The sequence below is a fragment of the Enterobacter cloacae complex sp. I2 genome, from assembly GCF_014896205.1.
Classification (GTDB): Bacteria; Pseudomonadota; Gammaproteobacteria; order Enterobacterales; family Enterobacteriaceae; genus Enterobacter; species Enterobacter quasihormaechei.
Window position 1 is genome coordinate 72,021 of record NZ_JADBRA010000010.1, and the last position, 13,509, is coordinate 85,529.

Consider the following 13,509-nt stretch of genomic DNA (forward strand, 5'->3'; position numbering starts at 1 on the left):
CCGGGCATTTTTCAGGCCTTCAGCACCTGCTCCACCTCAAAGCGGTTCGTCACTTTGCTGTCAATTTTGACGTACGCACTGCGCTCTTCCGGGACAATCAGCACTTCGCTCACGCCTTCTGTCGCTTCCAGCCGCTGTTTTAATGCATCACCTATTGTCACCTCATCAGGAATTTCTACCCGCAGGCTACTCACATAGCGCGGCTCTTTCATGGTGCTGGACACAAACAGCCAGAGCATCGCCAGCAGCGCACCGGCGAGAAAAACGGTCTGGGAATCAAACAGACCGTCCACCCAGCCGCCGAGCGAGCCGCCGATCGCCACGCCGAGAAACTGGCTGGTGGAGTAAATTCCCATCGCGGTGCCTTTGTATCCTGCCGGAGACTCTTTGCTGATCAGCGAGGGCAGCAGGGCTTCCATCAGATTAAACGCCAGGAAGAACAGCTGTACGCCTGCGATAAGCTCCCAGAAGTGCGGGCCGGCGCCCCACAGCACAATCTCGGCAATCAGCAGTAATGCCACGCAGCCCACGAAGACGCGTTTCATTTTGCGCTTCACTTCGGCGTAAATAATAAAGGGCACAACGGAGACAAACGAGATTAGCATTGTGACCAGATAAATTTTCCAGTGCTCGGCCGCCGGGAAACCTGCTGCGGCAAGCTGGCCGGGCAGGGCGACGAAGGTGGACATCAGCAGAATGTGCAGACACATAATGCCGAAGTTAAGCTTTAGCAGACGCGGCTCGGCGATGACTTTGCTAAAGCAGCCTTTAACCATCCCGGATTCACGGTTGAGGACATGATTTTTACTGTCTGGCACAACCCACAGCGTGAGTGCGATCCCGATGGTCGCCAGCACCGCAATCATCCAGAACAGAGCGTGCAGGCCGAGCGCATGCGTGATAATCGGCCCCAGCACCATGGCAATGGCAAAAGTGACGCCGAAGCTGACGCCAATAAACGCCATGGCTTTGGTGCGGTTTTGCTCGCGGGTTAAATCTGACAGCAGCGCCATCACGGCGGCAGCAATGGCACCGGATCCTTGCAGGGCGCGGCCAAGAATAATGCCCCAGATGGAGTGGGAGAGGGCGGCGATGACGCTGCCGAGGATAAATACCAGCAGACCGCCGACAATCAGCGGTTTGCGACCCACGCGGTCAGAGAGCAGGCCAAAGGGGATCTGGAAAATTGCCTGCGCCAGACCGTAGATACCGATCGCCAGACCAATCAGCGCTTCGCTGGCACCCTGTAACGCCATGCCATACGTGGTCAGAACGGGCAGGACCATAAACATGCCAAGCATCCGCAGCGAGAAAACAGTCCCTAAACCCCAGGTCGCACGCAGCTCGCCTGGCGTCATTTTATAATCGTTCATTACCACCTCAGTTCAAAAGCAGGCCATAGTGTAGTGCGGGGAAGGGGCGGGGTAAATAAAGGCTTATTTAACAAATATTACATGCGTGATTAATGGATTTGGTGAATAAAAAAGGGTGCCGAAGCACCCTTTTCATCATCACATAAACTTACCAGACGTAAGTCAGCAGGTTTTGCGAGTCCGGCACCATGAAGTCTACGGACATCATCACGGACAGGGAGGTGATGGCGACAATCGAGAACACAAACAGCTTGCGTGCCCAGACTTTGTCGTCTTCCACCTTGTAGCCGCGCAGGGCCATGCCGAGCCACCAGACGCTCACCGCGGCCGCTACCACCAGATATTTATATCCGGCGTAACCGCCCAGAGAGAGCATCAGCGTTGCTACGGCAAAGGCGATGATATACAGCGTGATGTGGTTCTTGGCAACCGAGATACCTTTCACGACCGGCAGAACCGGAATGTTCGCCGCCTGATAATCCTTGAAGCGGAAAATCGCGATGGCGTAGGAGTGCGGCATCTGCCACAGGCTAAAGATAGCCAGCAGGATGAGCGCACCGCTGTCGAACTCGTTCGTTACGGCGCAGTAGCCAATCACCGGCGGCGCAGCGCCGGAGAGAGAACCAATCAGCGTGCCGTAGACGGAGTGACGTTTCATATACAGGCTGTAGACGCCCACATACACCACGAACCCCATCACCCCCAGCCAGCAGGCCAGCGGGTTAGCACCAAACCACAGCAGCATAAAGCCAGCAATACCCAGCAAGGTGGCGTACACCAGCGAGACGGAAGGGGCAATCAGGCCTTTAACCAGCACCCGATTTTTGGTCCTTTCCATCTTCTTGTCGATATCCATGTCGATGTAGTTGTTAAATACACAACCGGACGCAACCACCAGTGACACACCGACCAGCGTGTAAATAAAGAGGGTGTAATCAATGCTGCCTTTAGAGGCCAGCAGGAACCCTCCGATTACGGAGATCAGGTTGCCAAAGATGATGCCTGGTTTCGTGACTTGCAGGTATTGCTTAAACATACTCGCCGCTCTTAGTGAACCATCATGTTGTAGTTAAGGTTCCACATAATCCAGATGGAACCGACTACCAGGATAGCGATGATAATCACGGTAAAGATAAAGGCCGTCATGTTCCAGCCTTCATCGGACTTGGTGTTCATGTGCAGGAAGCAAACCAGATGCACCAGAATCTGAATCACTGCGGTCACCAGGATTGCTCCCAGGATAACCGGCTTGGATGCAGAACCGTTCATCACCATCCAGAACGGGATCACCGTCAGGATGATCGACAGGATGAAACCTGTCATGTAGGTTTTTACGCTGCCGTGGGAAGCGCCATGATCGTTAGAATGACTCATTACATCGCCCCCATCAGATAGACAACAGAGAACACACAGATCCATACCACGTCAAGGAAGTGCCAGAACAGGCTCAGGCACATAATACGGGTACGGTTAGTACTGGTCAGGCCACGACGGGAGATCTGGAACATCAGAACCGCCATCCAGATCAGGCCCGAGGTCACGTGCAGACCGTGGGTGCCGACCAGCGCGAAGAACGCCGACAGGAAGCCGCTGCGATCCGGACCGAAACCTTCCGCAATCAGGTGATGGAATTCATAGATTTCCATCCCGATAAAGCCAGCACCAAACAGCCAGGTCAACGCCAGCCAGGAGACAACCTGGCTCTTGTTGTTCTTGTACATGGCGATAGCCGCCATGCCGTAGGTGATGGAGCTGAATAACAGCAGTGCGGTTTCAACCAGAACGAACGGCAGCTCAAAGATGTCCTTACCGGTCGGGCCGCCCGCTGTGCCGTTCACCAGAACGGCATAGGTTGCGAACAGACAGCAGAACAGGATGCAGTCGCTCATCAGGTAGATCCAGAAACCGAAAACTTTATTCGGTCCTGCATCATGGTGCGCATGCTCATGCGCGTGGGCAGTTGAGTGCGCCAGAGTATCAGTTGCCATTTTTCAGCCCCGCTTTAGAAATCTCGTCAAAATGCTGATTTTCCAGCTTTTCAACTTCACGGACTGGTACGTAGTAGTCCACGTCCTCGTCAAAGCTCTTCACAATCCAGCTGATTACGATGCCAGCGAAGCCAACAATCGCCATCCACCAGATGTGCCAGATCATTGCGAAACCAAATACCGTCGCGAAAGCGGCAATCACAATGCCCGCAGCGCTGTTTTTCGGCATGTGGATCTCTTCGTAATGCTCAGGCTGCTTGTACGCTTCACCTTTTTCTTTCATTTCCCAGAATGCGTCGCGTTCATGGATCTGCGGCACAACGGCGAAGTTATAGAAAGGAGGTGGAGAAGAGGTTGCCCACTCCAGCGTACGGCCACCCCACGGGTCACCGGTCAGGTCACGGTTCTGGTCGCGGTCGCGAATAGAAACGTAGAACTGAATCAGCTGAGACGCGATACCGCAGGCAATCAGAACCGCACCGCCCGCTGCAACCATCAGCATTGGGTGGAACTGCGGGTCAATCTGCTGGCTCAGGCGACGGGTCATACCCATGAAGCCCAGCACGTACAGCGGCATAAACGCCACGAAGAAGCCGATGATCCAGAACCAGAACGCGCGTTTACCCCAGGTTTCGTTCAGCGTGAAGCCAAACGCTTTAGGCCACCAGTAGGTCACACCTGCGAAGCAGCCGAAGACGACGCCGCCGATGATAACGTTATGGAAGTGCGCAATCAGGAACAGACTGTTGTGCAGAACGAAGTCAGCGCCTGGTACCGCCAGCAGTACGCCGGTCATCCCGCCTACGGAGAAGGTCACGATGAAGCCGATAGTCCACAGCATGGCTGAGTGGAACTGGATACGGCCCTGGTACATAGTGAACAGCCAGTTGAAGATCTTAACCCCGGTTGGGATCGCGATAATCATGGTGGTAATACCGAAGAAGGCGTTTACGTTCGCGCCCGCACCCATGGTGAAGAAGTGGTGCAGCCAGACGATGAACGACAGAACGGTAATACATACGGTTGCCCACACCAGAGAGGTGTAACCAAACAGACGCTTACGCGAGAAGGTTGCCGCGATTTCGGAGAACACACCGAACACAGGCAGAACCAGAATGTACACTTCCGGGTGACCCCAGGCCCAAATCAGGTTGATGTACATCATCATGTTGCCACCCATATCATTCGTGAAGAAATGGGTACCCAGATAGCGATCCAGGGTCAGCAGCGCGATGGTGACGGTCAGAATTGGGAACGACGCGATAATCAGTACGTTGGCGCACAGAGATGCCCAGGTAAATACTGGCATCTTGAACATCGTCATACCTGGTGCACGCATCTTCAGGATGGTCACGAAGAAGTTAATACCGGTCAGGGTGGTACCGACACCGGAGAGCTGAAGCGCCCAAATCCAGTAGTCAACGCCGACGCCCGGACTGTACTCAATTCCCGAAAGCGGCGGGTAAGCCAGCCAGCCGGTCTGAGCAAACTCGCCCACGCCCAGTGACAGGTTAACCAGGATAACGCCGACAACGGTGAACCAGAAGCTCAGGTTGTTCAGGAACGGGAACGCAACGTCACGCGCGCCGATTTGCAGCGGAACGACAACGTTCATCAGACCGATAACCAGCGGCATCGCCACGAAGAAGATCATGATAACGCCGTGGGCGGTAAAGATCTGATCGTAGTGGTGCGGTGGCAGGAAGCCTGCTTCACCCGCAGAAGCGAGCGCCTGCTGGCTACGCATCATGATCGCATCCGCAAAGCCACGAATTAACATGACGATACCGACGATGCAGTACATGATGCCGAGTTTTTTGTGGTCGACCGAAGTCAGCCACTCGTTCCACAGGTAGCTCCACTTACCGAAGTAAGTGATAAGGCCCAGTAAGGCCGCGCCACCAATGATAATTGCAGCAATCGTAACCATGATAATGGGTTCATGGTACGGCACCGCATCCAATGTCAATTTTCCGAACATTTTCTTCCTCGGCCCCTTAGTGAGCGGTTTCCGCGTGGCTCATGTCCATGCCTTCCATACCCTGGTGCGTGTTGTGCTCGCCTTCAGGCTGGGTCATGTCCATGCTCATGCCGTGATCCATAAATTTGCCAATAACATCTTTGAACAGATTCGGTTTCACGTTAGAGAAGTACTCCACCTTGTTATATTCGCTAGGTGCAGCCACTTTTTCGAACGCCGCCATGTCAGACATGGTGTTGGTAGACTGCTTCGCTTTTGCAACCCACTGGTCGAAAGTCGCGCGGTCTGGCGTAGCGATAGCTTTGAACTTCATACCCGAGAAGCCCGGGCCACTATAGCTGGCGGAGATACCGTCGTAGGTGCCTGCTTCATTCGCGATCAGGTGCAGGTTAGTCTGCATACCGGCCATCGCGTAAATCTGGCTGCCCAGACGTGGGATGAAGAAGGAGTTCATTACGGAGTTGGAGGTCACTTTGAACTGAACCGGAGTGTTCGCCGGGAAGGCGATTTCATTCACGGTAGCAATGCCCTGCTCTGGATAGATGAAGAACCATTTCCAGTCCATGGAGACCACTTCAATGGTAATGGGTTTTTCATCGTGAACCAGCGGCTTGCTTGGCTCAAGTGCGTGAGTGGTTTTCCAGGTCAGCACGGCAAGGAACAGGATGATCAGAATAGGCACCGTCCAGACCACAGCTTCCACTTTATTGGAGTGTGACCAGTTAGGGCTATACTTCGCATCTTTATTGCTCGCACGATACTTCCAGGCGAAACCAACAGCCATCAAGATGGCAGGAATAACCACAATCAACATCAGGCCAAAAGCCGTCAGTATCAATGAACGTTGTTCCAGTCCAATCTGTCCTTTGGGGTCTAGTAGTGCAGAATCGCAGCCACTGAGTAATACAGTGCCTGCGAATAATGACAACCATCCCAAACTTTTATTGTATTTCCTGAGTCTCATTTAACGACCTCAATTCCACGGGAGTCTGGTGGCGTTTAAAGTGTGGGGGCATTTTACGGGAAGGTTACATTACTGTAAACATCATTAGCCCTGTGTCAGGAAGGTGTTACCGGGTTCTGCCGCACATGTCACAAGTGTTGCAAATTATGTCGCGTTTCAGGAGGGAAGCCGCACGGTGTGGGCGTTATAACGAAAGGGTGCCCCAGCATACCTTAAAAGGGACAATTGGTATAACCATTGTTGAAAATAAACAAATAATTAACAATTAATTATCAATAAAAAGACAACTAAAAAACGAAAATTCAATCTTTCAAAAGCTGAATCGTTTAATGGAAAATAGCGTAGCGAAATAAGCTCCAATAATTTCCGAATGCTATCCCGCACAAAACAACAAATATTTTTTTTAACGAGGGCGGTTATTTCACCGTTATAATTTCGGGTCGTTATTACAACGGGAAATAACCTTTCGCTTTTTTCTTCAGGTCATCCGGGTTTTACGCAGCGACATGAAATCCAGCGTGCCGCCCGTCAGGATGCCCGCAAGGGCCAGTAGCGCGCCAATATCCAGCAGCAGCGCTTCAAAAGGCAGCAATAGCCCGGTCGTTGCATTAATAATGAGCACCACCAGCCACAGTACCAGCGCAAGGCAGCCCACCATCATCAGACGCAGCGCAAACCGATAGGCGGCCTGATATTCCGTGCGCGGCATGAAATGTTCCGTCCGCTGGGTATATTCCAGCGTCTGACGACAAATCAGCAGCAATAAAATCCCCGGCACGGCCGCGACCACCGAGAAGAGATAAAACGTCGGCCAGCCGTGAGCTTCAACAAACCAGCCTGCGACAGGGCCAACGTAGACGCGCCCGACGGCGGAAAGGGCAGAGAGCAGCGCAAACTGGGTAGCGGAAAATGACTTATTGCACAGCGTCATCAGCAGGGCAACAAAGGCCGCGGTGCCCATACCGCCGCACAGGTTTTCAAAGAATACGGCCGTCGCCATGCTGATCATATTCTTGTCGGTTACCGACAGCAGCCAGTAACCGGCATTCGATGCGCCCTGAAGGATGCCGAAGATCAGCAGAGCCCGGAACAGCGTCAGGCGCTGCATCAATACGCCGCCGTACAGCGCGCCGACGATGGTGGCAAACAGCCCCAGGGTTTTGTTCACCACGCCGACCTCGCCCGCATCAAACCCGACGCCGCGGATCAGGAAGGTGGTAGTCAGGCTCATGGCGAAAGCATCGCCGAGCTTATAAAGGACAATCAACAGCAGGATCAGCCAGGCATTATTGCGACCGAAGAAGTCGCGGAGCGGTGCCGCGACGGCCTGCTCCAGCGAGCGGGGGACCGGAATAACATCGCTCGGTTCAGGCGCAAATAGCGTGGCAATAATGCAGGGGATCAGCAGAGCGGCCATCAGCCAGTACATTCCCTGCCAGCCGAGATAGCGGTCTGCAAGCCAGAGTGCCAGGCCGCCGGAAACCAGCATACCCAGGCGGTAGCCCAGCACGCTGATTGCCGCACCGGCACCACGCTCTTCCGCGGGCAAGACGTCCGTTTTCCAGGCGTCAAAAACAATGTCCTGGGACGCGGAACAGAAGGCGATGACCACCGCAAGCGCGGCCATCCAGCGCAGCTGCGTTGACGGCTCAAGGAAACCCATTGCGGCGATCGCGATCAGCAGGAAAACCTGCGTCATTACGAGCCAGCCGCGACGGCGACCGAGGAACGGCGGGGTATAGCGGTCCATCACCGGCGACCACAGGAACTTGAAGACGTAGGCCTGACCGACGAGCGAGAAGAAACCAATGGTTTTAAGATCGATGTTCTCGACCGTCATCCACGCCTGTAACGTGCCGGAGGTGAGCGCAAGCGGTAAACCGGAGGCGAAACCAAGGATCAGCAGAATAGCTGATTTGGGTTGCTGGAAAATGCGTAAGTAGTGACTGGACATATACTTATGAGCTGACCCGGTGAAGCACCGGGTCAGTCAGCAGGATTAACGGGCGTTCTGCTTGATGAAATCGTGAATGCTGGTGTCCTGTGCCATGTCGGCAATGGTATCAGTCAGCACGCTGTTAACCGCGTCAGCGATATTTTTGTTAGACGCCTGAAATGCGCCTTCAACAGAATAGCTTGCACGGTAGTTTTTATTCATTTTGTTGCCGTTCTTCGCGGTAGCGATGATGGCGATATCGGCTTTCGTCGCGATGTTGTAGCGAACGTTGCCCTGGGAAACGTCAGCGTACAGGTTGTTCACGATGATTTGCAGATCAACCGCGCCGCTCGGGCCAATCATGTAGCCACGGGAGGTCATCTGTTTCTCCAGCACTTCCTGCAACAGGAAGCGCAGATCGCGGGAGGCGGTCAGGGTGACCTGCTGGTTGTCGCGGGTCACTTTCGCCAGCGCCTGATCCTGACGCTGATCGGCACCATTAATGCTGACCGTGACGCCCATCAGACTTGGGTCCTGCTGAGGCAGGGTAATTTTTGGTGAAACGTCGATCGTCGTCGGCGGGGTCGCGCAGCCGGCGAGCATAAAGAGTGCTACCAACGGAAAGAAGATTTTTTTTAACATTTTTGGGTTCTCAACGAATCGTAAGCAAATAGAGAAAAATTGCCGCCATCATAACATCGCCAACGGCCAGTGGAAGTGGTCAACGCATGTAAATTCATCGCCTTGTCCGAAAACTGACCAGCTTTCCGCTTTTCTCTGCCTGTGAGTGACAAAACGTATGAACTTCATAGTGAACTTCATTCGTTTGACTGAGAAAATCAGACGAAAGCTAAATATTTGTTGTCAAGGTGTAATGGAAACGGTAAAAGCGGCTAATATTTAAAGGGATGGGTGACATCTTAGCGTTGTCGGAGGAGTGATTTCATGATGATACGTGAACAGATAGAAGAAAAATTAAGGGCAGCGTTCAACCCTGTGTTTCTCGAAGTTGTCGACGAAAGCTATCGTCATAACGTGCCGGCAGGTTCTGAAAGCCACTTCAAAGTGGTTCTGGTCAGCGATCGCTTCACGGGAGAACGTTTCCTGAACCGACACCGCCTGATCTACAGCACCTTGACGGAAGAACTCTCCACAACCGTACATGCCCTGGCGCTGCACACTTACACCATTAAGGAGTGGGAAGGGCTACAGGATACGGTATTCGCATCTCCGCCTTGTCGCGGTGCAGGCACCATCGCCTGATAAATCGGATTTGCAACCGCCGGAGTTTTTCCAGTATGTTGCATACAGATTTCGTCAAAACGGCCTTCGGGCCGTTTTGTTTTGTCTGAGTTTTGAGCGGATGGTGCGTTTTTGAGGCTAAAAATAGCCTTAAAGTGTGAAAAAAGCCGCAGCTACATACGCCAACCGTTCTCGACTCACCTAAGTGATGCCGCTATAATGCCGCGTCTTAATGAATGTCTTCGGGATGATTCTGGCGACAGGGAATGTGAATCTGCACATAAGAGAGCATCCCGGTATAACAGACAGATTCAGAGTTGACCGAGCACTGTGATTTTTTTGAGGTAACAAGATGCAAGTTTCAGTTGAAACCACTCAAGGCCTTGGCCGCCGTGTAACGATTACTATCGCTGCTGACAGCATCGAAACTGCTGTGAAAAGCGAGCTGGTCAACGTAGCAAAAAAAGTACGTATTGACGGCTTCCGCAAGGGCAAAGTACCAATGAATGTTGTTGCTCAGCGTTATGGCGCTTCCGTGCGTCAGGATGTGCTGGGTGAACTGATGAGCCGTAACTTTATCGACGCGATCATCAAAGAAAAAATCAATCCAGCCGGCGCGCCGAACTACGTTCCAGGCGAATACAAGCAGGGCGAAGACTTCACCTACTCCGTAGAGTTCGAAGTGTACCCTGAAGTTGAGCTGAAAGGTCTGGAATCTATCGAAGTTGAAAAACCGATCGTTTCCGTGACCGACGAAGACGTTGACGGCATGCTGGACACCCTGCGTAAGCAGCAGGCGAACTGGAAAGAAAAAGAAGGCGCTGTTGACGCTGAAGACCGCGTAACCATCGACTTCACCGGTTCTGTAGACGGCGAAGAGTTCGAAGGCGGTAAAGCGTCTGATTTCGTACTGGCGATGGGCCAGGGTCGTATGATCCCAGGCTTCGAAGACGGTATCAAAGGCCACAAAGCGGGCGAAGAGTTCACCATCGACGTGACCTTCCCTGAAGAGTACCACGCTGAAAACCTGAAAGGTAAAGCAGCGAAGTTCGCCATCAACCTGAAGAAAGTGGAAGAGCGCGAACTGCCAGAACTGACTGAAGAATTCATCAAGCGTTTCGGCGTGGAAGATGGTTCTGTTGCGGGCCTGCGTACCGAAGTGCGTAAGAACATGGAACGCGAGCTGAACGGCGCTGTACGTAACCGTGTGAAATCTCAGGCGATTGAAGGTCTGGTAAAAGCGAACGAGATCGACGTTCCTGCTGCCCTGATCGACAGCGAAATCGACGTTCTGCGCCGTCAGGCTGCACAGCGTTTCGGTGGCAACCAGCAGCAAGCGATGGAACTGCCGCGCGAGCTGTTTGAAGAGCAAGCGAAACGCCGCGTTGTTGTTGGCCTGCTGCTGGGTGAAGTGATTCGTACCCACGAGCTGAAAGCTGACGAAGAGCGTGTGAAAGGCCTGATCGAAGAGATGGCGTCTGCATACGAAGATCCATCAGAAGTGATCGAGTTCTACGGTAAGAACAAAGAGCTGATGGACAACATGCGCAACGTCGCACTGGAAGAGCAGGCTGTTGAAGCGGTACTGGCGAAAGCTAAAGTGACCGAAAAAGAGACCTCTTTCACCGAACTGATGAACCAGCAGGCGTAATTTCGCCCCAACGGTTTAAAGTTTGAACAAAAAACCCGTTGCCCTCCGGCGACGGGTTTTTTTTATCGCAGCTTGAGTCCTGGAAGGGTGCTAAAACGCCCTTTCAGTGTTAGCGTTACAACAAAACGTTGTTATGCTTGAAATAGGGCGTGGCGACCCCCATTAGTATGTAATCACGATGATTGAGACTGGCTGATAATCCGTCCATAAGGTTACAATCAGTACAGCAGGTGTTTTCAATTTTGAACCAGGAGACGGAAATGTCATACAGTGGCGAACGAGATAACTTTGCACCCCATATGGCGCTGGTGCCAATGGTTATTGAACAGACCTCACGCGGTGAGCGTTCTTTCGATATCTATTCCCGTCTGCTCAAGGAACGCGTTATCTTTCTGACCGGCCAGGTGGAAGACCATATGGCTAACCTGATCGTGGCGCAGATGCTGTTCCTGGAAGCGGAAAACCCGGAAAAAGACATTTACCTGTACATCAACTCGCCAGGCGGTGTGATTACGGCGGGCATGTCTATTTATGACACCATGCAATTCATCAAGCCGGATGTCAGCACCATCTGTATGGGGCAAGCGGCGTCCATGGGTGCCTTCCTGTTAACCGCAGGGGCGAAAGGTAAGCGTTTCTGCCTGCCAAATTCCCGCGTGATGATTCACCAGCCGCTGGGTGGTTACCAGGGTCAGGCGACGGATATTGAAATCCACGCCCGAGAAATTCTGAAAGTAAAATCGCGCATGAATGAACTTATGGCGCAGCATACAGGTCAACCTCTTGAGCAGATCGAGCGCGATACCGAGCGCGATCGCTTCCTCTCTGCACCAGAGGCAGTTGAGTACGGCTTAGTCGACTCCATTTTGACCCATCGTAATTGATGCCCGCGACGCGAGTGTGCCGCTATACTAAGGTAGGGCGGCACGTTGCCAGTAAGCAGCTTGCGTCTGAGAATGGCATTTGCGTCGTCATGTGCGGCACATAGAACTTAAAAAGAGGTTTGGACTCATGACAGATAAACGCAAAGATGGTTCGGGCAAACTGCTGTACTGCTCTTTTTGCGGCAAAAGCCAGCATGAAGTGCGTAAACTGATTGCCGGGCCGTCCGTGTATATCTGCGACGAATGCGTCGATTTATGTAACGACATCATTCGCGAAGAGATTAAAGAAGTCGCGCCGCACCGTGAGCGCAGCGCGTTGCCAACGCCACACGAAATTCGCCACCACCTCGACGACTATGTCATTGGTCAGGAGCAGGCGAAAAAAGTGCTGGCGGTGGCGGTATACAACCACTACAAACGTCTGCGTAACGGCGATACCAGCAATGGCGTGGAACTGGGTAAAAGTAACATTCTGCTGATCGGGCCGACCGGCTCCGGTAAAACGCTGCTGGCGGAAACCCTGGCGCGCCTGCTGGATGTTCCGTTCACCATGGCGGATGCCACCACCCTGACCGAAGCCGGTTATGTGGGTGAAGACGTTGAAAATATCATCCAGAAGCTGCTACAGAAGTGCGATTACGACGTGCAGAAAGCCCAGCGCGGGATCGTCTATATTGATGAGATCGACAAAATCTCTCGTAAGTCAGACAACCCGTCCATCACCCGTGACGTATCGGGCGAAGGCGTGCAGCAGGCGCTCCTGAAGCTGATTGAAGGTACGGTTGCGGCTGTTCCACCACAGGGTGGGCGTAAGCATCCGCAGCAGGAGTTCTTGCAGGTAGATACCTCCAAGATCCTGTTTATCTGCGGTGGTGCGTTTGCAGGCCTGGATAAAGTGATTTCTCACCGTGTTGAAACCGGCTCCGGCATTGGTTTTGGCGCAACGGTGAAAGCCACGTCTGAAAAACCAAACGAAGGTCAGCTGCTGGCGCAGGTGGAACCGGAAGACCTGATCAAATTCGGTTTGATCCCAGAGTTTATCGGCCGTCTGCCGGTGGTGGCGACCCTGAATGAACTGAGCGAAGACGCGCTGATTCAGATTCTGAAAGAGCCGAAAAACGCGCTGACCAAGCAGTATCAGGCGCTGTTCAATCTGGAAGGCGTTGAGCTGGAATTCCGTGACGAAGCGCTGGACGCGATTGCCAAGAAAGCGATGGCGCGTAAAACCGGCGCGCGTGGTTTGCGTTCTATCGTAGAAGCCGCGTTGCTCGACACGATGTACGATCTGCCTTCTATGGAAGACGTCGAAAAAGTCGTGATCGACGAGTCCGTCATTGGTGGCCAGACCAAGCCGTTGCTGATTTACGGCAAACCGGAAGCGCAGCAGGCATCTGGCGAATAATTCACCAACTCATACAATCAGTTAATCAAAAAGGGGGGATTTTATCTCCCCTTTACTTTTTCCGTATTCATGGCGTTGAATGTATGGG

12 protein-coding genes are annotated in these 13,509 nt (G+C 53.0%); 4 read left to right on the forward strand and 8 right to left on the reverse strand.

The features are described 5' to 3' along the window. Positions 1-11 precede the first annotated feature (11 nt). The 8 genes from IM300_RS10565 to IM300_RS10600 form a co-directional block, all read right to left on the reverse strand. Positions 12-1,373, reverse strand: a complete 1,362-nt coding sequence (locus IM300_RS10565) for an MFS transporter (RefSeq protein ID WP_193036419.1) — start codon at positions 1,371-1,373, stop codon at positions 12-14. 148 nt (positions 1,374-1,521) lie between these two features. Next, positions 1,522-2,409 carry a heme o synthase gene (gene cyoE, locus IM300_RS10570; protein WP_003859062.1) on the reverse strand — a complete coding sequence of 296 codons (888 nt, stop codon included), beginning with the start codon at positions 2,407-2,409 and terminating at the stop codon, positions 1,522-1,524. 11 nt (positions 2,410-2,420) lie between these two features. Continuing rightward, positions 2,421-2,747 carry a cytochrome o ubiquinol oxidase subunit IV gene (locus IM300_RS10575; RefSeq protein WP_006809888.1) on the reverse strand — a complete coding sequence of 109 codons (327 nt, stop codon included), beginning with the start codon at positions 2,745-2,747 and terminating at the stop codon, positions 2,421-2,423. Next, on the reverse strand, positions 2,747-3,361 hold the full coding sequence (locus IM300_RS10580; RefSeq protein WP_063451697.1) for a cytochrome o ubiquinol oxidase subunit III: 615 nt from the start codon (positions 3,359-3,361) through the stop codon (positions 2,747-2,749). Before IM300_RS10580 ends, IM300_RS10575 begins: the two co-directional genes overlap by 1 nt. After that, positions 3,351-5,342 carry a cytochrome o ubiquinol oxidase subunit I gene (gene cyoB / locus IM300_RS10585; RefSeq protein ID WP_063869066.1) on the reverse strand — a complete coding sequence of 664 codons (1,992 nt, stop codon included), beginning with the start codon at positions 5,340-5,342 and terminating at the stop codon, positions 3,351-3,353. Before cyoB ends, IM300_RS10580 begins: the two co-directional genes overlap by 11 nt. Before the next feature lie 16 nt (positions 5,343-5,358). Continuing rightward, entirely contained in the window at positions 5,359-6,306 is a 948-nt protein-coding gene (cyoA, locus tag IM300_RS10590) for a cytochrome o ubiquinol oxidase subunit II (RefSeq protein ID WP_003859054.1), read from the reverse strand. Positions 6,307-6,784: 478 nt separating this feature from the next. Further along, entirely contained in the window at positions 6,785-8,260 is a 1,476-nt protein-coding gene (gene ampG / locus IM300_RS10595; protein WP_193036421.1) for a muropeptide MFS transporter AmpG, read from the reverse strand. 45 nt (positions 8,261-8,305) lie between these two features. Further along, positions 8,306-8,884 carry a lipoprotein gene (locus IM300_RS10600; RefSeq protein ID WP_006809883.1) on the reverse strand — a complete coding sequence of 193 codons (579 nt, stop codon included), beginning with the start codon at positions 8,882-8,884 and terminating at the stop codon, positions 8,306-8,308. Positions 8,885-9,187: 303 nt separating this feature from the next. Between IM300_RS10600 and bolA the strand changes: the two genes are divergently transcribed. The 4 genes from bolA to clpX all read left to right on the forward strand — a co-directional run bounded on the left by bolA (position 9,188) and on the right by clpX (position 13,421). After that, positions 9,188-9,505: a transcriptional regulator BolA gene (gene bolA / locus IM300_RS10605; protein WP_003859051.1), complete on the forward strand. Its 318-nt coding sequence runs from the start codon at positions 9,188-9,190 to the stop codon at positions 9,503-9,505. A 331-nt stretch (positions 9,506-9,836) separates the two neighbouring features. Continuing rightward, positions 9,837-11,135 (forward strand): trigger factor, encoded by a 1,299-nt coding sequence (tig, locus tag IM300_RS10610; RefSeq protein ID WP_193036423.1) that lies wholly within the window; start codon positions 9,837-9,839, stop codon positions 11,133-11,135. Between the two features lie 260 nt (positions 11,136-11,395). After that, the gene (gene clpP / locus IM300_RS10615) at positions 11,396-12,019 is read left to right on the forward strand and encodes an ATP-dependent Clp endopeptidase proteolytic subunit ClpP (protein WP_063451693.1); all 624 of its coding nucleotides are present in this window, start codon (positions 11,396-11,398) and stop codon (positions 12,017-12,019) included. A gap of 127 nt (positions 12,020-12,146) precedes the next feature. Further along, positions 12,147-13,421, forward strand: coding sequence for an ATP-dependent protease ATP-binding subunit ClpX (clpX, locus tag IM300_RS10620; protein WP_006809879.1), 1,275 nt, complete (start codon positions 12,147-12,149; stop codon positions 13,419-13,421). The last annotated feature ends 88 nt before the right edge of the window (positions 13,422-13,509 follow it).

Excerpts from the sequence above, each read along its gene's own strand:
- IM300_RS10575 (WP_006809888.1), bottom strand. The coding sequence starts at position 2,747 with ATGAGTCATTCTAACGATCATGGCGCTTCCCACGGCAGCGTAAAAACC.
- IM300_RS10580 (WP_063451697.1), bottom strand. The coding sequence starts at position 3,361 with ATGGCAACTGATACTCTGGCGCACTCAACTGCCCACGCGCATGAGCAT.
- ampG (WP_193036421.1), bottom strand. The coding sequence starts at position 8,260 with ATGTCCAGTCACTACTTACGCATTTTCCAGCAACCCAAATCAGCTATT.
- IM300_RS10600 (WP_006809883.1), bottom strand. The coding sequence starts at position 8,884 with ATGTTAAAAAAAATCTTCTTTCCGTTGGTAGCACTCTTTATGCTCGCC.
- clpP (WP_063451693.1), top strand. The coding sequence starts at position 11,396 with ATGTCATACAGTGGCGAACGAGATAACTTTGCACCCCATATGGCGCTG.
- clpX (WP_006809879.1), top strand. The coding sequence starts at position 12,147 with ATGACAGATAAACGCAAAGATGGTTCGGGCAAACTGCTGTACTGCTCT.
- tig (WP_193036423.1), top strand. The coding sequence starts at position 9,837 with ATGCAAGTTTCAGTTGAAACCACTCAAGGCCTTGGCCGCCGTGTAACG.
- cyoB (WP_063869066.1), bottom strand. The coding sequence starts at position 5,342 with ATGTTCGGAAAATTGACATTGGATGCGGTGCCGTACCATGAACCCATT.
- cyoE (WP_003859062.1), bottom strand. The coding sequence starts at position 2,409 with ATGTTTAAGCAATACCTGCAAGTCACGAAACCAGGCATCATCTTTGGC.
- cyoA (WP_003859054.1), bottom strand. The coding sequence starts at position 6,306 with ATGAGACTCAGGAAATACAATAAAAGTTTGGGATGGTTGTCATTATTC.
- bolA (WP_003859051.1), top strand. The coding sequence starts at position 9,188 with ATGATGATACGTGAACAGATAGAAGAAAAATTAAGGGCAGCGTTCAAC.
- IM300_RS10565 (WP_193036419.1), bottom strand. The coding sequence starts at position 1,373 with ATGAACGATTATAAAATGACGCCAGGCGAGCTGCGTGCGACCTGGGGT.